Annotated in this window: 18 protein-coding genes and 1 pseudogene; 5 read left to right on the top strand and 14 right to left on the bottom strand. The window is 70.3% G+C overall.

Features of this window, described 5'->3' with window-relative positions:
* Nucleotides 1-10: 10 nt before the first annotated feature.
* Genes zwf through pgl form a run of 3 tightly spaced genes read left to right on the top strand, consistent with a single transcriptional unit; the run spans nt 11 to nt 3310 of the window.
* A complete protein-coding gene (gene zwf / locus ABD298_RS02085) occupies nt 11-1564 on the top strand; it encodes a glucose-6-phosphate dehydrogenase (protein WP_208712477.1) in 1554 nt (517 codons plus the stop codon).
* Nucleotides 1561-2502, top strand: coding sequence for a glucose-6-phosphate dehydrogenase assembly protein OpcA (locus tag ABD298_RS02080; protein ID WP_344297990.1), 942 nt, complete (start codon nt 1561-1563; stop codon nt 2500-2502). The genes zwf and ABD298_RS02080 overlap by 4 nt, the downstream gene beginning before the upstream one ends.
* Nucleotides 2492-3310 (top strand): 6-phosphogluconolactonase, encoded by an 819-nt coding sequence (gene pgl, locus ABD298_RS02075; RefSeq protein ID WP_344297988.1) that lies wholly within the window; start codon nt 2492-2494, stop codon nt 3308-3310. The genes ABD298_RS02080 and pgl overlap by 11 nt, the downstream gene beginning before the upstream one ends.
* Before the next feature lie 106 nt (nt 3311-3416).
* Here pgl and secG read toward each other — a convergent pair whose 3' ends face one another.
* From secG to ABD298_RS02010, 13 genes are all read right to left on the bottom strand, one after another.
* Nucleotides 3417-3674 carry a preprotein translocase subunit SecG gene (gene secG / locus ABD298_RS02070; protein WP_208712474.1) on the bottom strand — a complete coding sequence of 86 codons (258 nt, stop codon included), beginning with the start codon at nt 3672-3674 and terminating at the stop codon, nt 3417-3419.
* Nucleotides 3675-3745: 71 nt separating this feature from the next.
* Nucleotides 3746-4558 carry a triose-phosphate isomerase gene (gene tpiA, locus ABD298_RS02065; RefSeq protein WP_344297986.1) on the bottom strand — a complete coding sequence of 271 codons (813 nt, stop codon included), beginning with the start codon at nt 4556-4558 and terminating at the stop codon, nt 3746-3748.
* A gap of 94 nt (nt 4559-4652) precedes the next feature.
* On the bottom strand, nt 4653-5897 hold the full coding sequence (locus ABD298_RS02060; RefSeq protein WP_344297984.1) for a phosphoglycerate kinase: 1245 nt from the start codon (nt 5895-5897) through the stop codon (nt 4653-4655).
* A 41-nt stretch (nt 5898-5938) separates the two neighbouring features.
* Nucleotides 5939-6946, bottom strand: a complete 1008-nt coding sequence (gene gap, locus ABD298_RS02055; RefSeq protein WP_208712471.1) for a type I glyceraldehyde-3-phosphate dehydrogenase — start codon at nt 6944-6946, stop codon at nt 5939-5941.
* A gap of 235 nt (nt 6947-7181) precedes the next feature.
* Nucleotides 7182-7814 (bottom strand): superoxide dismutase, encoded by a 633-nt coding sequence (locus tag ABD298_RS02050; protein ID WP_344297982.1) that lies wholly within the window; start codon nt 7812-7814, stop codon nt 7182-7184.
* A 106-nt stretch (nt 7815-7920) separates the two neighbouring features.
* Nucleotides 7921-8901, bottom strand: a complete 981-nt coding sequence (gene whiA, locus ABD298_RS02045) for a DNA-binding protein WhiA (protein ID WP_344297980.1) — start codon at nt 8899-8901, stop codon at nt 7921-7923.
* Between the two features lie 43 nt (nt 8902-8944).
* Nucleotides 8945-9991 (bottom strand): gluconeogenesis factor YvcK family protein, encoded by a 1047-nt coding sequence (locus ABD298_RS02040; RefSeq protein ID WP_425564277.1) that lies wholly within the window; start codon nt 9989-9991, stop codon nt 8945-8947.
* Nucleotides 9988-10911: an RNase adapter RapZ gene (rapZ, locus tag ABD298_RS02035; RefSeq protein WP_208712467.1), complete on the bottom strand. Its 924-nt coding sequence runs from the start codon at nt 10909-10911 to the stop codon at nt 9988-9990. Before rapZ ends, ABD298_RS02040 begins: the two co-directional genes overlap by 4 nt.
* A gap of 31 nt (nt 10912-10942) precedes the next feature.
* The gene (gene uvrC, locus ABD298_RS02030; protein ID WP_344297977.1) at nt 10943-12874 is read right to left on the bottom strand and encodes an excinuclease ABC subunit UvrC; all 1932 of its coding nucleotides are present in this window, start codon (nt 12872-12874) and stop codon (nt 10943-10945) included.
* A 29-nt stretch (nt 12875-12903) separates the two neighbouring features.
* Entirely contained in the window at nt 12904-13569 is a 666-nt protein-coding gene (locus ABD298_RS02025) for a lysophospholipid acyltransferase family protein (protein WP_344297975.1), read from the bottom strand.
* On the bottom strand, nt 13563-14276 hold the full coding sequence (locus tag ABD298_RS02020) for an HAD hydrolase-like protein (protein ID WP_344297973.1): 714 nt from the start codon (nt 14274-14276) through the stop codon (nt 13563-13565). The genes ABD298_RS02025 and ABD298_RS02020 overlap by 7 nt, the downstream gene beginning before the upstream one ends.
* Nucleotides 14277-14322: 46 nt before the next feature.
* Nucleotides 14323-17208 carry an excinuclease ABC subunit UvrA gene (uvrA, locus tag ABD298_RS02015; protein WP_344298161.1) on the bottom strand — a complete coding sequence of 962 codons (2886 nt, stop codon included), beginning with the start codon at nt 17206-17208 and terminating at the stop codon, nt 14323-14325.
* A 140-nt stretch (nt 17209-17348) separates the two neighbouring features.
* Complete coding sequence (locus tag ABD298_RS02010; protein WP_344297971.1) at nt 17349-17729, bottom strand: GntR family transcriptional regulator; 381 nt, start codon at nt 17727-17729, stop codon at nt 17349-17351.
* 43 nt (nt 17730-17772) lie between these two features.
* Here ABD298_RS02010 and ABD298_RS02005 point away from each other — a divergent pair, with 43 nt between their 5' ends.
* Both ABD298_RS02005 and ABD298_RS02000 read left to right on the top strand, forming a co-directional pair.
* Complete coding sequence (locus tag ABD298_RS02005) at nt 17773-18435, top strand: MBL fold metallo-hydrolase (protein WP_344297969.1); 663 nt, start codon at nt 17773-17775, stop codon at nt 18433-18435.
* Between the two features lie 99 nt (nt 18436-18534).
* Nucleotides 18535-18861 (top strand): annotated as a pseudogene (locus tag ABD298_RS02000) (amidohydrolase family protein); the annotation flags it as partial.
* A gap of 45 nt (nt 18862-18906) precedes the next feature.
* Here the strand turns inward: ABD298_RS02000 and ABD298_RS01995 are convergent.
* A complete protein-coding gene (locus ABD298_RS01995) occupies nt 18907-19707 on the bottom strand; it encodes a trans-aconitate 2-methyltransferase (RefSeq protein ID WP_344297967.1) in 801 nt (266 codons plus the stop codon).
* Nucleotides 19708-19722 lie beyond the last annotated feature (15 nt).

Raw genomic sequence — 19722 nt, 5'->3', positions numbered from 1 at the left:
GAAAGCAGCTATGCCAGAGAACGACAAGGGCGGAGCCCGGCGGCCCGCCAATCCCCTGCGCGACCCGCGGGACCGTCGGCTGAACCGCATTGCCGGCCCGTCGTCGCTCGTCCTCTTCGGGGTGACCGGCGACCTCGCCCGCAAGAAGCTCATGCCCGCCGTGTACGATCTGGCCAATCGCGGCCTGCTCCCGCCGAGCTTTGCCCTCGTGGGCTTCGCCCGGCGGGAGTGGGAGCGCGAGGACTTCGCGGAGGAGGTCAAGGCGTCGGTCAAGGCCCACGCCAGGACTCCGTTCGACGAGACGGTGTGGGCGCAGCTGAGCCAGGGCATCCGCTTCGTCCAGGGAACGTTCGACGATGACGACGCGTTCGTCCGCCTCCGGGACACGATCAAGGAACTCGACGAGCAGCGCGGGACGCGGGGGAACCACGCGTTCTACCTGTCGATCCCGCCGAAGGCCTTCGAGCAGGTGTGCCGGCAGCTGTCCAAGCACGGTCTCGCCCAGCCTGAGGAGGGCAAGTGGCGCCGGGTGGTGATCGAGAAGCCGTTCGGGCACGATCTGGCCTCGGCGCGGGCGCTGAACGAGATCGTCGAGGACGTCTTCCCGGCCGACGCGGTGTTCCGCATCGACCACTACCTCGGCAAGGAGACCGTCCAGAACATCCTGGCGCTGCGCTTCGCGAACCAGCTGTTCGAGCCGATCTGGAACGCCAACTACGTGGACCACGTCCAGATCACCATGGCCGAGGACATCGGCACCGGGGGCCGCGCGGGCTACTACGACGGCGTCGGCGCGGCCCGCGACGTGATCCAGAACCACCTGCTGCAGCTCCTGGCGCTCACTGCCATGGAGGAGCCGATCTCGTTCAACGCCGAGCACCTGCGGGCCGAGAAGGAGAAGGTCCTCGCAGCCGTGAAGCTGCCCGAGGATCTGTCGACCCACTCCGCCCGGGGCCAGTTCTCCGGCGGGTGGCAGGGCGGGGAGCTCGTCAAGGGCTACCTCGAGGAGGAGGGCATCCCCGCGGACTCGACCACGGAGACGTACGCGGCGGTGCGGCTGGACATCAACACCCGCCGCTGGGCCGGGGTCCCCTTCTACCTGCGCGCCGGCAAGCGGCTCGGGCGGCGGGTGACCGAGATCGCCGTCGTGTTCAAGAAGGCGCCGAACCTGCTCTTCCAAGACCAGGCCGAGGCCGAGTTCGGCCAGAACGCGGTGGTGATCCGCGTCCAGCCGGACGAGGGCGCGACGATCCGCTTCGGCTCCAAGGTTCCGGGCACCCAGATGGAGGTCCGCGACGTGAGCATGGACTTCGGCTACGGCCACTCCTTCACGGAGTCCTCGCCCGAGGCCTACGAGCGCCTCATCCTGGACGTGCTGCTCGGGGAGCCGCCGCTGTTCCCGCGGCACGAGGAGGTCGAGCTGTCCTGGAAGATCCTGGACCCCTTCGAGGAGTACTGGGCCAGCACAGGCGAGCAGCCCGAGCCCTACGCACCCGGCAGCTGGGGGCCCTCGTCCGCGGACGAGCTCCTGGCCCGTGACGGACGTTCCTGGAGGCGGCCATGATCATCGACCTGCCCAACACCACCACCTCCAAGATCTCCAAGGAGATCACCAACCTCAGGCACCGCGGCGGCGTCGTGGCCCTGGGCCGGGTCCTCACCCTCGTGGTCATCACCAGGCACGGGTTCGAGGAAGAGGCCATCGAGGCGGCGAACCAGGCCAGCCGCGAGCACCCCTGCCGGATCATCGTCCTCGTCGACTCGGGCCGCGACTCGGCGAACCGCATCGACGGGCAGATCCGGGTGGGCGGGGACGCGGGGGCCTCGGAGGTCATCGTCCTGCGCGGCTACGGCATGCTGGCCGAGGAGAGCGAGTCCCTCGTGGCGGCCCTGCTCCTGCCCGACGCCCCGATCGTCGCCTGGTGGCCCCATGGCGCGCCCGCGAACGCGGGGAAGACCTCGATCGGGCGCATCGCCCACCGCCGCATCACGGACTCCGGCAACGAGCCGGACCCGACGGCGGCCCTGTACCGCCTCCGCGAGACGTACACCGCGGGCGACACGGACCTGGCCTGGACCCGGCTCACGAACTGGCGCATCCAGCTCGCCGCTGCCCTGGACCAGGCCGACGACAGCCCGGTCACCGGCGTGACCGTCGAGGGCGCCTCGGACTCACCGAGCACGGCCCTGCTCGCGGCCTGGCTCACCCTCGCGCTCGACGCGCCGGTGACCATCGTCGCCGATCCCGCCGGGACGGGGATCCGCCGGGTGCGCCTGCACCGCGGTACCGGGGACGTCCAGCTCTACCGACCGGGCCTCACCGTCGCCGAGCTGACCCAGCCCGGCCAGCCCCCGCAGCGCATTGCCCTGGCGCGCCGGAATCTGCAAGACTGCCTGTCCGAAGAACTGCGCAGGCTGGACCCGGACGAGGTCTTCGGCGAGGTGCTCTCCTCGGGACTGCCGCGCACCAACCTGAGGAGCGTGCAGCCCAGTGAGCGCTGATCCCCGTGTGAGCGTCCATCCCGACTCGTCGGTGCTGCTGGCAGCCATCGCGGCGCGCCTCATCACGAAGCTCGTGGACACCCAGGACCGGTACGGGGAGGCGACTGTCGTCCTGACGGGCGGATCGACCGGGATCGGGACCCTTGAGGCCCTCGCCGCGTCCTCCGCCCGCAGGGCGGTCAACTGGGCGAAGGTGAATGTCTGGTGGGGCGACGAGCGCTTCGTGGAGGCTGACTCCGACGAACGGAACAGCCGTCAGGCCGCGAGGGCCCTGCTGGACGACCTCCCGCTCGATCCCGAACGGGTCCACGTGCCCGGCGCCGCGGGCGAGTTCGCGACCGCGGACGACGCCGCCGCGGACTACGCGCGCCGCCTCGCCGAAGCCGCCGCCCGGGAACACGCGGCGGACTACTCGGATCACCGCCCGGACGAGCCCGGCGCCCTGCCCCGCTTCGACGTCCTCCTCCTCGGCGTCGGCCCGGACGCCCACATCGCGTCCCTCTTCCCGGAGATGGCCGCTGTGCGCGAGACCGAGAAGCTTGTGGTGGGAGTCGAGAACTCCCCCAAGCCGCCGCCGTCGCGCATCTCCCTCACCCTGCCCGCGATCCGCTCCGCGGAGGAAGTGTGGATGGTCGTGGCGGGCGAGGACAAGGCCGGCGCCGTCGGGCTCGCTCTTGCGGGCGCCGGACCTGTCCAGGTGCCGGCGGCCGGTGCCCGTGGGCGCTCGCGCACGCTGTGGCTCATCGACGCCGCAGCGGCCGCGAAGGTCCCGGTGGAACTCGTCCGCAAGGAGCCGGCCTCGGCCTGATGCCATCAGGAGCCGGGGCGCACCGGCGACACGGAAGGGGCGGGAGCAGCAGCTGCTGCTCCCGCCCCTTCCGTGTCGCGACGGTGTCAGGGACGCGGCGGCTCCGTCAGGAGTCCCCCACGCTCGTGATGCGCATGATGAGGCCGAGGGCGATGATGACGACCGCCCACGTGACCCCCAGGATGATCGTGAAGCGGTTCAGGTTGCGCTCCGCGACGCCCGACGACGAGAGCCCGGACGACATGCCGCCGCCGAACATGTCGGAGAGGCCGCCTCCGCGGCCCTTGTGCATGAGGATGAGCAGCGTGAGCAGCAGGCTCGTGATGCCGAGCAGGATCTGCAGGATGATCGTCAGGACTTCCACGTGGGAGCTCCGGCCTTTCTCGCGGCGGTCTCATGCCTGCTCTGCGCAGGCTGCTTGGTCAAGGCAGGCGGCTAGGCCGCCGTGTGGCTCTCGAACCTGACAATGCTAGCAAATTCGGCGGCGTCGAGGCTTGCGCCGCCCACGAGCACACCGTCGACGTCCTTCTCGGCGAGGATGGCGGCCGCGTTGTTCGCCTTGACCGAGCCGCCGTACAGGAGCCGGGTGGCGTTGGCCGCGTCCGCGCCGAACAGCTCGGCAAGCTCGGACCGGATGGCGGCGCACATCTCCTGCGCATCGCCGGGGCCGGCGACCTCGCCCGTCCCGATGGCCCAGACCGGCTCGTACGCGACGACGAGGGCGGTCGCCTGTTCGGCGGTGAGTCCCTCGACATCGGCCCTGAGCTGTCCGAGCGTGTGCTCCACGTGCGTGCCCGCCTGCCGGACCTCAAGGCCCTCACCGACGCACAGCACGGGTACAAGACCGTGGCGGAACGCGGCCTTGACCTTGGCCGCCAGCACCTCGTCGGTCTCGCCGTGCACGGTCCGCCGCTCCGAGTGGCCCACGAGGACATACCGGCAGCCGAGCTTGGCGAGGAAGGCGCCGCTGATGTCGCCCGTGTATGCCCCGGAGTCGAACTGTGAGAGGTCCTGGCCGCCGTAGGCGAGCGGAAGGTCGTCGCCCGCCACGAGGGTCTGGACGCCGCGCAGGTCCGTGAACGGCGGGAAGACGGCCACCTCGACGCGCGCGAAGTCGTGCTTGGCGTCGTCGAGCGTCCACGCGAGCTTCTGGGTCAGCGTGATGGCCTGGAGATGGTCCATGTTCATCTTCCAGTTCCCGGCGATCAGCGGGGTACGTTCGAACGAGCCGTTGGCAGAGGTGGTCACAGTGTCTCCTTGGAGGGTCCTGCTGGGCGCCGGACAGGCCGACGCGGGGAAGAGAGCGCGCCACGCCCCCTTGGGGGGCGCGGCGCGCGTGGGGTCAGGCGCCGAGGGCTGTGAGGCCCGGCAGCTCCTTGCCCTCGAGGTATTCGAGGCTCGCGCCTCCGCCGGTCGAGATGTGGCCGAACTGGCCGTCCTCGAAACCGAGCGTGCGGACCGCGGCCGCGGAGTCGCCGCCGCCGACGACGGTGAGGGCACCCGCCGCCGTCGCGTCGGCGAGGGCCTGGGCGACAGCCTTGGTGCCGGCCGCGAAGGCCGGGAACTCGAAGACGCCCATGGGCCCGTTCCAGAACACCGTCTTGGCTTCGGTGATCTCCTTGGCGAACGCGGAAGCGGTGTCCGGTCCGATGTCGAGCCCGATTCCGGCCTCGCCGAAGCCCGTGGACTCGATGGCGTCGGCCGCGGCGACCTCGTGCTCCGCGTCCGCGGCGAACTTCGAGGCCACGACGACGTCGGTCGGCAGCACGAACTCGGTGCCCGCCGACGCAGCCCGGGAGAGGTACTCCTGGACCGTCGGGATCTGATCCTGCTCGAGCAGGCTCGAGCCGACCTTGTGCCCCTTGGCCGCGAGGAAGGTGAAGAGCATGCCCCCGCCCACGAGGAGCTTGTCCGCCTTGCCGATGAGGTTGTCGATCACGGCCAGCTTGTCCGACACCTTCGAGCCGCCCAGGACCACGACGTACGGGCGCTCGGCCCCGTCGGTGAGGCGCCGCAGCACCTCGACCTCGGTGCGGACGAGCTCGCCGAGGTACGCGGGGAGGATCTGGGCGATGTCGAACACCGACGCATGCTTGCGGTGCACCGCACCGAAGGCGTCGTCGACGTACGCCCCGCCCTCGCCGGTCAGAGCCGCGAGTTCGCGGGCGAACGCGGCGCGCTCGGCGTCGTCCTTGCTCGTCTCGCGGGCGTCGAAGCGGACGTTCTCGAGGACGAGCACCTGGCCGTCCTCGAGCGCGGCAGCGAGCGCCTGCGCGCTCTCCCCCACGGTGTCCTCGGCGCGCTGTACCGTGATCCCGGTGGGTTCCGCGAGCTCGGCCAGGCGGTCAGCGGCCGGCTTGATCGAGTACTTGGAATCCGGTGTGCCCTTGGGGCGGCCGAGATGGGCCATCACGAGGACCCGCGCACCCGCCTGGGCGAGCTTCTGGATCACCGGCAGGGAGGCGCGGACGCGGCCGTCGTCAGTGACGGTGGACCCGTCGAGCGGCACGTTCAGGTCCGACCGGACCAGAACGCGCCGCCCGCGGACACCATCGGCGAGCAGCTCGTCGAGAGTGTGTGCAGTCATGGACTCAGGCTATCCGAGTTCCCCTTACGTTACGGACCGGGTCAGAGCTTGGACGCGACCAGTTCCGTGAGGTCGACGAGGCGGTTGGAGTAGCCCCACTCGTTGTCGTACCAGGACACGACCTTGACCTGGTTCCCGATGACCTTGGTCAGCCCGGAATCGAAGATCGACGAGGCGGGATCAGTCACGATGTCCGAGGAGACGATCGGGTCCTCGGTGTACGTCAGGATGCCCTTGAGGCCCTCCGACTCCGATGCGGCCTTGACGGCGGCGTTGACCTCTTCCTTGGTGACCTCTCGCGAGACGGTGACCGTGAGGTCGGTCGCCGAGCCGGTCGGAACGGGAACGCGGATCGCGTAGCCGTCCAGCTTGCCCTTGAGCTCGGGGAGCACGAGGCCGATGGCCTTCGCAGCGCCGGTTGAGGTCGGGACCATGTTGATCGCGGCGGCACGGGCACGGCGGAGATCGCGGTGCGGGCCGTCCTGGAGGTTCTGGTCGGCCGTGTAGGCGTGGACCGTGGTCATGAGGCCGCGCTCGATGCCGAACGCGTCGTTGATCGCCTTGGCGAGCGGGCCGAGGCAGTTCGTGGTGCAGGAGGCGTTCGAGATGATGTCGTGGCTCGACGGGTCGTACAGGCCGTCGTTGACTCCCATGACGATCGTGACGTCCTCATCCGTTGCCGGGGCCGAGATGATGACCTTCTTGGCGCCCGCGGCGAGGTGCTTCTTGGCGTCCGCGGCCTTGGTGAAGAAGCCGGTGGACTCGATGACGATGTCGACCCCGAGGTCGGCCCACGGCAGGTTCGCGGGATCCCGCTCAGCGAGGACCTTGACCTCCTTGCCGCCCACCACGATGATGCCGTCGCGGACCTCGACGGACTGGGCGAGGCGACCGGTCACGGAGTCGTACTTCAGGAGGTGGGCCAGCGTCTCGGGGCTCGTGAGGTCGTTGACCGCCACGATCTCGAGGTCGGCGCCCTGGGCGAGCGCTGCGCGGAAGAAGTTGCGGCCGATGCGGCCGAAGCCGTTGATGCCAATACGAGTGGTCACTCTGGTCGATCTCCTTGATGCTCAGTCGAGCACCCGGATGACTGCTCGAACTGTTAGACGGTCCCGCACATCATTGGGCAGAGATTTGCACAAGGAAAGGCCGACAGCCTGAGTCTCCATTGTCCATGGCCAAAAGGCCGCCGGGGCCTTTCCGCCCTCCATCCTACGGGGAAAGGGCCCGTCTCGGAACAGACGGACCCTTTCGCACCGAAAGTCACAAAATGTGACGAGCCTCTCAGACGATGACGAGACCGGCGGCACCCTTGCGGGCCGCGTCGAAGCGCTTGGCGACGTCCGCCCAGTTCACGATGTTCCAGAACGCCTTGACGTAGTCAGCCTTGACGTTCTGGTAGTCGAGGTAGAAGGCGTGCTCCCACATGTCGAGCTGGAGGATCGGAGTGGTCGCGACCGGCACACCGTTCTGCTGGTCGTACATCTGCTCGATGACGAGGTTGCCGCCGATGGGCTCGTACGCGAGGATCGCCCAGCCGGAGCCCTGGATCGTCGTGGCGGCAGCGGTGAACTGGCCGCGGAATGCGTCGAACGAGCCGAAGTACTCGTCGATCGCGGCAGCGAGCTCGCCCTCGGGCTTGTCGCCGCCCTCCGGGGAGAGGTTGTTCCAGAAGATCGAGTGGTTGATGTGGCCGCCCAGGTTGAACTGGAGGTCCTTGGACAGCTTGGCCGCAGCAGCGCCGTCGCCGTTGTAGCGGGCCTCGGCCATCTTCTCGAGGGCCGTGTTGGCACCGGTCACGTACGCCGCGTGGTGCTTGTCATGGTGGAGCTCCATGATCCGCGCCGAGATGTGCGGCTCGAGTGCCGCGTAGTCGTACGGGAGCTCGGGCAGTGTGTAGGTCACAACATCCTCCATCGGTTGGCTTCCCGCACCACTGGCCGTGATGTGCGGGCTGGTGACGGCTCCATCCTAAGCAGGTGCCCGGACAGGATACCGAAACGTGATGTCACAGGCGCCGGGATCAGCCGTCCAGCATGTCCGGCGTCACGCTGGCCTCGGTTCCCGGAATCCCCGACTCCGCAGCCTTCTTGTCCGCCATGGCGAGCAGACGGCGGATCCGGCCGGCGATCGCGTCCTTCGTCAGGGGCGGGTCCGCGAGCCGGCCGAGCTCATCGAGGCTCGCCTGCTTGTGCGCGACCCGCAGCTCTCCGGCGTAGCGCAGGTGCTCGGGGACGTCGTCGCCGAGGATCTCGAGGGCGCGCTCGACCCTGGCGCCCGCGGCCACGGCGGCCTGGGCGGACCGGCGCAGGTTGGCGTCGTCGAAGTTCGCGAGGCGGTTCGCGGTGGCCCGCACCTCCTTGCGCATGCGCCGCTCCTCCCACGCCATCAGCGCGTCGTGGGCGCCCATGCGTGTCAGGAGCGCGGCGATCGCGTCGCCGTCGCGCACGACGACGCGGTCCACCCCGCGCACTTCACGGGCCTTCGCCGCAATGCCCAGACGCCGGGCCGCACCGACGAGCGCGAGGGCCGCCTCCGGACCGGGGCACGTGACCTCGAGCGCGCTGGATCGCCCCGGCTCGGTGAGGGAGCCGTGGGCGAGGAATGCACCGCGCCACACCGCCTCGGCGTCGGCCGCGGACCCGTTGACGACGACGGACGGAAGCCCGCGCACGGGCCTCCCGCGATTGTCGAGGAGGCCCGTCTGGCGCGCGAGCGCCTCGCCCTCGCGCACCACCCGGACCACGTACCGGTTGCCGCGGCGCAGCCCACCGCCCGAGACCACGATGATCTCGCTCGGATGGCCGTAGACCTCGGCGATGGCGGCACGGAGCCTGCGGGCGGTCGCGGCGAGGTCCACCTCCGCTTCGATCACGATGCGCCCCGAGATGATGTGGAGCCCGCCGGCGAAGCGCAGGATCGCGGAGACCTCGGCCTTCCGCTCGGAGGACTTCTTGACGGTCAGCCTCGAGAGCTCGTCCTTGACGCTCTGGGTCAATGCCATGGTGTCCCCTCCTGCTCCCGCGGCTGGCCCTGCGGAGCGACGCTCATCGGCCACCCTGGGGAGCGCCGCCCCCCGTGAAGACCTCGTGGTACGCCCCGGCAAGCCGGAGCGGGTCGTGGATCGGCCTGTGGCCGGAAGACCTCACTCTATCGAAGTGGACCTCGGCGCCGAGTTCGGCTGCCACGCGCTCGAACTCCGCCCGGTCCGCCACCGTCGCCTCGTCGGCGATCACGGCGTCTGCCGTGAAGCCCGGCGCGACCCGCTGGAGGGCGCGCAGATGGTCCGCCGCGCTCATCCCCGTGGTCTCCTTGGTGTCCATCGTGAGGTTCATCGTGATGCACCTGCGGGCGGGGGTCGCGCAGAGCGCCTCGCGCATCTGGGGCAGCAGGAGGTGCGGGAGGACGGACGTGTACCACGAGCCCGGACCGAGCACGACCCAGTCCGCGAGCTCGATCGCCGACAGCGCCTCGGGGCAGGCCGGCGCATCGTCCGGCACCAGGCGGACCTCCTCGAGGCGGCCGGCGACGGCGCACGCCGCCTGTCCGCGGATCGTCTCCCGGCGGGGGGTGCCCCCGTGGGCGCCGGCCGCGGCGACTTCGACGTCGCCCTCGATCATGAGGGGCGTCCGGGACATCGGGAGCACCTCCCCGCGCGCGCCAAGCAGCGCCCCGGCCCAGCGCAGGCCGTCGACGACGTCGCCCAGCAGCTCCCAGAGCGTGACGATGAGGAGGTTCCCCAGCGCGTGGTTCTCCAGTCCGCTCATGCCGGTCGGGGACCGGAAGCGGTGCTGCATGACGTCACGCCAGGTCCTCCCCCAGTCCGTGTCGTCGCACAGTGCGGCGAGGGCCATCCGGAGGTCGCCCGGAGGGACGACGCCGAAGTCCTTGCGCAGGCGGCCGGAGGACCCGCCGTCGTCCGCGACCGTGACCACGGCGGTGAGGTCGGTGGTGAGGAGGCGGAGCGCTGACAATGACCCCGAGAGGCCATGCCCTCCGCCGAGGGCGACGACGGACGGCCCCTTGGGCGTCCCGCCGGTTGTCCCCGTGCCCGGCGGGATGAGCGGCAGCTGACCGGTGAACACCGCGTTCACTCCCTCCCGAGGTCGCGGTGCGACGTCGTCACCGTCACGCGGGGCTGCTGCGCGAGGCGCTTGCTGAGCTCCTCGGCGATCGCGACGGAGCGGTGCTTGCCGCCGGTGCAGCCCACCGCGATCGTCGCGTAGTGCTTGTTCTCCTTGCGGTAGCCGGCGAGCACGGGCTCGAGGGCCAGCACGTAGCGGTCCACGAACTCCTGGGCCCCGTTCGCGACGAGGACGTAGTCCCGGACATCGGGGTCGAGTCCCGTGTGGGGGCGCAGCTGCGGCACCCAGTGGGGATTCGGGAGGAACCGGACGTCGGCGACGTAGTTCGCGTCGGCGGGGAGCCCGTACTTGAAGCCGAAGCTCATCACGTTGAGCCTGAGCGTCACGGGGCCCTTCTCCGAGAAGAGCTCGGTGATCGCGGTGGCGAGCCCGTGGACGTTGAAGTCCGAGGTGTCGAGGACGAGGGTCGCGTGCTCCCTGAGCTCCGCGAGGATGGCGCGCTCCGCCGCGATCCCGTCCGAGATCCGCCCGCCGCCCTGGAGCGGATGGGGCCGCCGGCCCTGCTCGAAGCGGCGGATCAGCACGTCGTCCCGTGCATCGAGGAAGAGGACGCGGTACTCGGTGCCGCGCGCGCCCAGCTGCGCGAGCGCCTCGCGGATATCCGCGAAGAGCGCCTTGCTGCGCACGTCCATCACGACCGCGAGCTTCGGGATCTTCGCCGACGCGTGGCCGACCAGCTCCGAGAGCGTGCCGAGCAGCTGCGGCGGGAGGTTCTCCACGACGTACCAGCCGTGGTCCTCGAGCGCATTCGCGGCCGTGCTCCGGCCCGCGCCCGACATGCCCGTGACGATGAGCAGTTCGGAGGCGGCGGGCTTGACCGGGGTGAGTCCTGTGTCGTGGTCCGCCTCGGCGGCGCTCGTCTCCCTCATGGTCCCCAGCCTATCCAAGACCGGCGGCCAACTAGGACTCGATGATCTCGCCGGTCGCGTAGTTCACGGCAGGCGCGGCGTCGCCGAGGCCGTTCAGGCGGGCGTGAACTGCCGCGGCGAGGGCCGGACCGACCCCCTGAACCTCGGTGAGCTCGCCCAGTCCGGCGGCCTTGAGCCGCTTGAGCGATCCGAAGTGGGTCAGGAGGGCCTTCTTCCGTGCGGGCCCGAGACCGGGCACCTCGTCCAGGAGCGACGCCGTCATGCTCTTGCCGCGCTTCTGGCGGTGGAACGTGATGGCGAAGCGGTGCGCCTCGTCGCGGATCCGCTGGAGCAGGTAGAGGCCCTGGGAGGCCCGCGGCAGGATGACGGGGAAGTCGCCTTCGGGGAGCCACACTTCCTCGAGGCGCTTGGCGAGCCCGACGACGCGGATCTCGTCCCCGATGCCGAGCTCGGCCAGGGCCCGAACGGCCGCCGTGACCTGGGGCTGACCGCCGTCGACCACGACGAGGTTCGGCGGATACGCGAACTTGCCGCCGCGGTCGCGCTCCTCGACAGGCTTCTCCCGTTCGGCCAGGTAGTTGCGGAACCGGCGCGTCAGGACGTCGTGCATCGCGGCGGTGTCGTCCCGCGCGGCGTCGCCCGTGATGGAGAACCTGCGGTACTCGCTCTTCTTCGTGAGGCCGTCCTCGACGACGACCATGGAGGCGACGACGTTCGTCCCCTGGACGTGCGAGATGTCGAAGGACTCGATCCGCAGGGGCGGTTCCGGCAGCTCGAGGGCCTCCTGGAGCTCCTGGAGGGCGAGGGACCGGGTGGTGATGTCCCCGGCCCTGCGGCTCTTGTGCAGGCGCAGCGCCTGCACGGCGTTCTCGTGCACCGTCTTCATCAGCGCCGCCTTGTCCCCGCGCTGCGGGACGCGGAGTTCCACCTTCGCCCCCCGCAGGCCGCTGAGCCACGCGGTGAACTCGTCGGCGTCGTCAGGCATCGCGGGGACGAGGACCTCCCGCGGGAGCCGCCCGTCCGTCTCGGACTGCTCGCCGTAGATCTGGGTCAGCAGGTGGCCGATGAACTCCTGCGGCGTGGCCTCCTCGACCTTCTCGACGACCCAGCCCCGCTGCCCGCGGATGCGGCCGCCGCGGACGTGGAAGACCTGGACGGCGGCCTCGAGCTCGTCCTCCTCAACGGCGAAGACGTCCGCGTCGGTCTCCTCGGACAGGACCACGGCATTGCGCTCGAAGACCTTCTTCATCGCGATGATGTCGTCGCGCAGGCGGGCAGCGGTCTCGTAGTCGAGATCGGCGACGGCGTCCGCCATCCTCCGCTCAAGCTGCACGATGAAGCGCCTCGCCTCCCCGCCCATGAAGGCGCAGAAGTCCTCGGCGAGGGCGCGGTGGTCCTCCTCTGAGATGCGGCCGACGCACGGGGCCGAGCACTTGTCGATGTAGCCGAGCAGGCACGGCCGGCCGCTCTGCTCGGCCCGGCGGAAGACGCCGGCGCTGCAGGACCGGACCGGGAAGACCCGCAGGAGCGTGTCCATGGTCTCCCGGATGGCGCCGGCCGTGTACGGCCCGAAGTAGCGGGTCCCCTTGCGCCGCTCCCCGCGCATCACCTGGACCCGCGGGAACTTCTCGCCCATCGTGACCGCGAGGTACGGGTACGTCTTGTCGTCCCGGAAGGCCAGGTTGTACCGGGGCCGGAACTCCTTGATCCAGGTGTACTCGAGCTGGAGCGCCTCGAGCTCGCTGCCGACCACCGTCCACTCCACGCTCGCCGCCGCGTGGACCATCGCGTAGGTCTTGGGCAGGAGCGTCGCGGGGTTCGCGAAGTACGACGTGAGCCGCTGCCGCAGGTTCTTGGCCTTGCCGACGTAGATGACGCGCCCGTGCGGGTCACGGAACCTGTAGACGCCGGGATCGGTCGGGATCTCTCCTGTCCTGGGCCGGTAGCTCGCTGGATCTGCCACTGGTCCAGTCTAGTGAGCCGGGGCGGCTGCTACTGCGCGGGCGGCTTGTTGTAGCCAGCCGCGCGCTCCTGCCCGCTCAGGGCCGCGATGGCATCCATGATCCGGTCCGTCGCCTCGCGCCGCGCGGGAAGGGAGTGGTCCGGCCCGGTCCTGTCGAAGGAGAGCGGCTTCCCGACGATCATCTCGAAGTGCTGCGGCTTGATCCCGTTCGTGTCCGCAGGCTGGAGCTTCTCGGTCCCCCGCAGGCCCACCGGCACGACGGGCGCACCCGTCGTGAGCGCGAGCCACCCGACCCCCGTCCGCCCGCGGTAGAGGAGGCCGTCCCGTGAGCGGGTCCCCTCGGGATAGATCCCGATGCCGCGGCCCTCGTCGAGGATGTCGAGCAGCGTCTTGAGGGCGGCCACGCTTGCCGCCTGCTCGCCGCGCTCCACGGGGATCGACCCGACGCCCTCGAAGAACGACTTCATGAGCCTGCCCTTGACGCCCTTGCCGGTGAAGTACTCAGCCTTCGCGAAGAACGCCACGCCGCGCGGCATGAGGGCCTGGATGATCACCGAGTCGAGGAACGAGAGGTGGTTCGAGGCCACGATGAACGGTCCGGTCGTGGGCACGTTCTCGAGCCCAGTGACCGTGGGGCGGCACAGGCCCGCGATGAGCCCGCGGATGCTCTGGCGGGTGAGGGTGTAGATCAGCATGCGGCAGTCTCCGCGGCCGTGCCGGCCGTCTGGCGCGACAGCACAGCCGCGATCGCATCGCGGAGGGCAGCGGCGTCATCGACGATGCCGACGAGCGCGAGCGCCTCAAGCTCGCCGGCCGGGGCGAAGCCCCAGCGGACCCCGATGCAGGGGATCCCGTTGGCAGCGGCTCCGTGGGCGTCGTGGCGACGGTCGCCCACCATGACGGCCCGGGAAGCGCTGGCGTGGTTGGTGGTGAGGGCAGCGCGCACGATCCGTGCCTTGCCGTCCGGCGCCGGCGGGAGCGTCTCGTCGTCGGGCGCGCCATGGATGCTGTGGAAGTGCCGGTCCAGGCCGTGAAGCTTCAGGAGCTTCTCAGCGAGCGACTGGGGCTTCTGGGTTGCGACCGCGAGGTGCAGGCCTTCCCCGCGGAGCTGCGCGAGGAGCTCGGGGATCCCCGCGTAGGGCCGGCTCGCCGCCATGCCGTGCGAGATGTACCGCCTGCGGTAGGCGTGCACGACGGCGGGGAGCGCCTCCTCGGGCACGTCTGCCAGCCGGCGGAGCGACTCGAGGAGGGGCGGCCCGACCATGCTACCGAGGGTCGTGGCGTCCGGCACGGGCAGCCCGTGCGACTTGAGCGCGAAGGCGATGCCTGATGTGATGCTGCCCGCTGGGTCTACGAGGGTTCCGTCCAGATCGAAGATCACGAGTGCGGGGCTTTCAGTCACCGGGACAGTCTCCCATACCGGGAAACGGTGCCTGAAATCTGCGCCGTCAGCTCGCCCCGAGGATCTCCGCCAGGAACTGGCCGGTGAAGCTTCCCTCCGCCCGGGCAACCTGCTCGGGTGTCCCGGTCGCCACGACCCGGCCTCCGCCCGAGCCGCCGCTCGGACCCAGGTCGATGACCCAGTCCGCGCTCTTGATCACGTCGAGGTTGTGCTCGATGGTGATCACCGTGTTGCCCTTGTCGACGAGCGACTGCAGCACGAGGAGCAGCTTGCGGATGTCCTCGAAGTGGAGCCCTGTGGTCGGCTCGTCGAGCACGTAGGCGCTGCGGCCGTTCGAGCGCTTCTGCAGCTCGGCTGCCAGCTTCACCCGCTGCGCCTCGCCGCCCGAGAGCGTCGTGGCGGGCTGCCCGAGGCGGACGTAGCCGAGCCCGACGTCGACGAGTGTGCGGAGGTGCCGGGCGATCGGGGTGAACGCGGCGAAGAACTCGGCGGCCTCGTCGATCGGCATGTTCAGGACATCGGCGATCGTCTTGCCCTTGTAATGCACCTCGAGGGTCTCGCGGTTGTACCTCGCCCCATGGCATACCTCGCAGGGCACGTAGACGTCGGGGAGGAAGTTCATCTCGATCTTGAGCGTCCCGTCGCCGCTGCACGCCTCGCAGCGGCCGCCCTTGACGTTGAACGAGAACCGCCCCGGCTGGTAGCCGCGGACCTTGGCCTCGTTGGTCTCGGCGAACAGCCTCCGGATGTGGTCGAACACGCCGGTGTAGGTGGCCGGGTTCGACCGCGGGGTGCGCCCAATCGGGCTCTGGTCGACGTGGATGACCTTGTCGAGGTGCTCGAGCCCCTCGATGCGGGTGTGGCGCCCGGCGACCTGCTTCGCGCCGTTCAGGCGGTTCGCCAGCACCTTGTACAGGATGTCATTGACCAGGGTCGACTTCCCCGAGCCCGAGACACCGGTGACGGCGGTGAGGACGCCGAGCGGGAACGCGATGTCGACGCCCTGGAGATTGTGCTCGCGCGCTCCCACGACCTTCAGCTGCCGTTTGCGGTCGATCGGCCGGCGCTTCGCCGGGATGGGGATGGAGCGCCGGCCGGCGAGGTAGTCGCCGGTGAGGGACGCCCGGTTCTCCTTGAGCTCCGCAAGGGTCCCCGAATGGACCACCTCGCCTCCGTGCTCGCCCGCGCCCGGGCCGATGTCCACGATCCAGTCGGCCTCGTGGATCGTATCCTCGTCGTGCTCGACGACTATCAGGGTGTTCCCCAGGTCTCGCAGCCGCGTGAGCGTCTCGATGAGGCGCCGGTTGTCGCGCTGGTGGAGCCCGATGCTCGGCTCGTCCAGGACGTACAGCACTCCCACGAGCCCGGAGCCGATCTGCGTGGCGAGGCGGATACGCTGCGCCTCGCCGCCCGAGAGCGTTCCCGCCGCGCGTTCGAGGTTCAGGTACTCGAGGCCCACATCGAGGAGGAACGTGAGGCGGGCGTCGATCTCCTTCAGGACCTGTGCGGCGATCTGCTCCTCCCGGCGCGTCAGCTCCAGCGTGCTGAGGAACTCGCGAGTGTCGCGCAGCGGCAGGCGGCATGCCTCGGCGATGGAGCGTCCCCCCACGAGCACCGAGAGGGACGCCGGGTTGAGCCTGGCCCCGCCGCACTCCGGGCACGGGATCTCGCGCATGTACTCCTCGTAGCGGTCACGCGCGGAGTCCGACTCCGTCTCGAGATGCTTGCGCTGGATGTACTGCACGGCGCCCTCGAAGCCGGTGCTGTACTTGCGCTCGCGCCCGAAGCGGTTGCGGTACTGGACCACCACCTTGTGGTCCTTGCCGTACAGGACAGCGTCCCGCGCGTACTGGGGCAGGCTGTGCCACGGCGTGGTCATGGAGAAGCCCAGCTCGTCGGAGAGCCCCTGGAGGAGCCGGGTCCAGTATTCCTGGGTGGCAGTGCCGAGGGACCACGGCGCAATCGCGCCCTCGGAGAGGCTGAGGGCAGCGTCCGGGACGACGAGGTCCTCGTCGACTTCCAGCTTCGTGCCGATGCCGGTGCAGGCCGGGCACGCGCCGAAGGGGTTGTTGAACGAGAACGACCTCGGCTCGATCTCGTCGATCGCGAGGGGATGCTCGTTGGGGCACGCCAGGTTCTCCGAGAACGCACGGACGCGCGCGTCGTCGTCCGCTGCGAGGTCGACGAAGTCGGCGAGCACGCGTCCCTCGGCGAGGCCCAGCGCGGTCTCGACCGAGTCGGCGAGCCGCTGGCGGATGCCCTCCTTCACCACCAGGCGGTCGACGACCACCTCGATGGTGTGCTTGAACTGCTTGCCGAGCTTGGGCGGCTCGGCGAGCTGGATGAGGTCGCCGTCCACGCGCGCACGGGAGTAGCCCTTCGCCGCGAGCTCCTTGAACAGGTCCACGAACTCGCCCTTGCGCCCGCGTACGACCGGCGCGAGCAGCTGGAAGCGCGTGCCTTCCGGCATCTCGAGCAGCTGGTCGACGATCTGCTGGGGGGTCTGGCGCGTGACCGGCTCGTGGCAGACGGGACAGTGCGGCCTGCCGATGCGGGCCCACAGGAGGCGCATGTAGTCGTAGATCTCGGTGATCGTCCCGACGGTCGAGCGCGGGTTCTTGCTCGTCGACTTCTGGTCGATCGAGACGGCGGGCGAGAGTCCCTCGATGAAGTCCACGTCCGGCTTGTCCACCTGGCCGAGGAACTGGCGCGCGTACGCGGACAGGGATTCCACGTAGCGCCGCTGGCCCTCGGCGAAGATCGTGTCGAAGGCGAGCGAGGACTTGCCCGACCCGGAGAGGCCCGTGAAGACGATCATCGCGTCGCGCGGCAGGTCGAGGCTCACGTTGCGCAGGTTGTGCTCGCGCGCGCCCTTGACCACGAGGCGGGACTGGTCGGGGGCATGAGTGGGCTGCCGGAAGGCGTCGGGGATCTCCGCGGCCGACGACGGCAGTGGCGAGGAATCGTTCAGGGTGGAGAGACTCTGCACCTGTCCATGCTAGTCGACAGCGCTCGCATTCGAAAATGTCTTCGAAGTGAGAATGGTCGCGGCCCGCGGTGAGCCACGTCGCATCACATCGCGCGCTGGAAGGCAGCCCGCAGCAGCGCGACGGCCTCCTCGAAGGACGCGCCCTGCGAGCTCGCCACCCCGGCGAAGACCGCTGCTGCGGCCGCCAGATCCTCGTCCCGACGCGCCCTCGGGGCGACGGTCGTGCCCGCACGGCCCGCCGTCGCGAGGACCCCTGCCTCCTCGAGCTGACGGTAGGCGCGCGCGACGGTGTGCGGCGCGACGTCGAGCTCCCCGGCGAGCGCGCGGACGGGGGGCAGCTTCGCGCCGACGGCGAGCGCGCCCTCGTCGACGAGGTCGAGGATGCGGCGCCGCAGCTGCTCGAAGAGCGGCACGGCCAGCTCGGGGTTCGGGCGCCAGCGTCCCGGGAAGTCGTTCTCCGCCACACGCCCAGAGTACCTGCGACCGAGGCCCACCTAGACTGGCGCCATGAGCAGCCTCCTGCATGACCTCGACGACGTCACCGTGCGGCGGATCGCCGTGAGCTCGATGGACAACAACGTCTACCTGATCACGGCCAAGCAGTCCGGCGAGCAGGTCCTCATCGACGCCGCGGACGACCTTCCCGCCATCCAGGCCCTCCTCGCCGAGGGTGCTGCCGACGCGAGGGGCCCGGCGAGGCTCGCGCTCATCGCGACGACCCACCAGCACTGGGACCATGTCCGCGCCCTGGAAGGCCTCGTCGCCGCCACGCACGCCCCAGTGGCCGCCGGCCGCCAGGATGTCTCGGGAATCCCGGTCGGCGTCGACGTGGTGCTCGACCACGGGGACGTCCTCCCGGAGGCCGGAGCGGACTGGGGGTTCACGCTCGCGGCCGTGCACCTTCGGGGCCACACCCCCGGGTCCATCGCCTACGTCCTCGAGCCGAAGGACGTGCCGCCGCTGATCTTCTCCGGCGATTCGCTCTTCCCCGGCGGGGTCGGCAACACCCAGAACGACGCCGACCGCTTCTCGCTCCTCTACGCCGACGTCGTCGGACGGCTGTTCAACGCGTACCCCGACGACGCGGAGGTGCACCCGGGCCATGGCAGGCCCACAACCCTCGGTGCCGAGCGGCCGCACCTGGCCGAGTGGCGCGACCGTGGCTGGTAGTCCCACCGGCGCGGGCAACACCACGCCCGGGCCCCGCGCCGACCACGACGGAGCGCCGACCTCGCGCGGCGGGTCCCCGACGTCGTGCACTGCGCCACGATGTACCCCGAGCCGGAGGCAGGCGACTACGTGGGCCGGGCGCTCGCCGGCGGCGCCCGCCTCTTCAAGGTGCACCTCCAGGTCGGCCGGTTCGGGGCAGACGACCCGCTGCTCGAACCGGGGTGGGCACTCCTGGAGGACTCAGGTGTCCCGGTCGTGGTCCACGCGGGCTCCAAGCCGCTCGCCGGCGAGCACACCGGCCCGGAGGGGATCAGGCGGCTCCTGGCGGCCCACCCGGATCTGACCCTCGTCATCGCGCACCTCGGCATGCCCGAGTACTGGGAGTTCGCCGAGCTGGCCGGGCGGTTCCCACGCGTGCACCTGGACACCACGATGGTCGGGCCTCGCGCACTGACGCGGCCGGCCGCTCGCCTACGACGGCTTGCGGCCCACGCAGAAGATGCGGCGGAACGGGTACAGGGTCGTGAGGAGGCCGTCCCGTTCCACCGAGGGGTAGGCGTCGAGGAGCAGCTGGTCGTATTGCTCCTCGAACTGGGCGCCTTCCTCGGGCGAGAGCACGTCCAGCACGGGCCGGAGGCCGGTTCCGCGGATCCAGTTCAGGACGGCGTCCTCACCGACCAGCTGGTGGTAGTAGACGGTCTCCCAGACGTCCGCCTCCCAGCCGGCCTCGAGCATCAGCTCGAGGTAGGCCCGGGGCTCCGCCACCGCGTCGGTGTGGCGGAGGACCCCCCGGAGCCGGTGCTCCCACTGGGAGGACTCGGCCAGTTCGCGCATGAGCGTGTGCGACGGGGCTTGGAAGTTCCCGGGGACCTGCACCCCCAGCCACGCGCCCGGGGCCAGCTGGTCGAGCCACCGCCCCATGAGCCCGAGGTGACCGGGCACCCACTGGAGCGCCGCGTTCGAGACGACCACGTCGACGTCGCCCTCGGGCTCCCAGTGCAGGATGTCCCCATGGGTGAACGTGAGGCGGTCGCGTCCCGCGAACCGCGAGCGCGCGGCGTCGAGCATCTCCTCGGCGCTGTCGAGGCCTTCGATGAGGGCGTCCGGCCACCGCTGGCTGAGCGACGCAGTGAGCTCGCCGGGACCGCAGCCGAGGTCGACGACGCGGCGGGGAGCCTCGGCGGCGACGCGCGCGGTCAGGTCGTAGAACGGCCGCGACCGGTAGTCGCCGAACGCGGTGTACAGTGCCGGGTCCCAGGTGGGAGAGCTCATGGGACAACGCTAATG

Origin of the sequence: Sinomonas flava (assembly GCF_039531875.1) — a bacterium.
Classification (GTDB): Bacteria; Actinomycetota; Actinomycetes; order Actinomycetales; family Micrococcaceae; genus Sinomonas; species Sinomonas flava.
The sequence above is the reverse complement of the archived record's forward strand: the minus strand, read 5'-3'. Positions and strand labels throughout refer to the sequence as shown.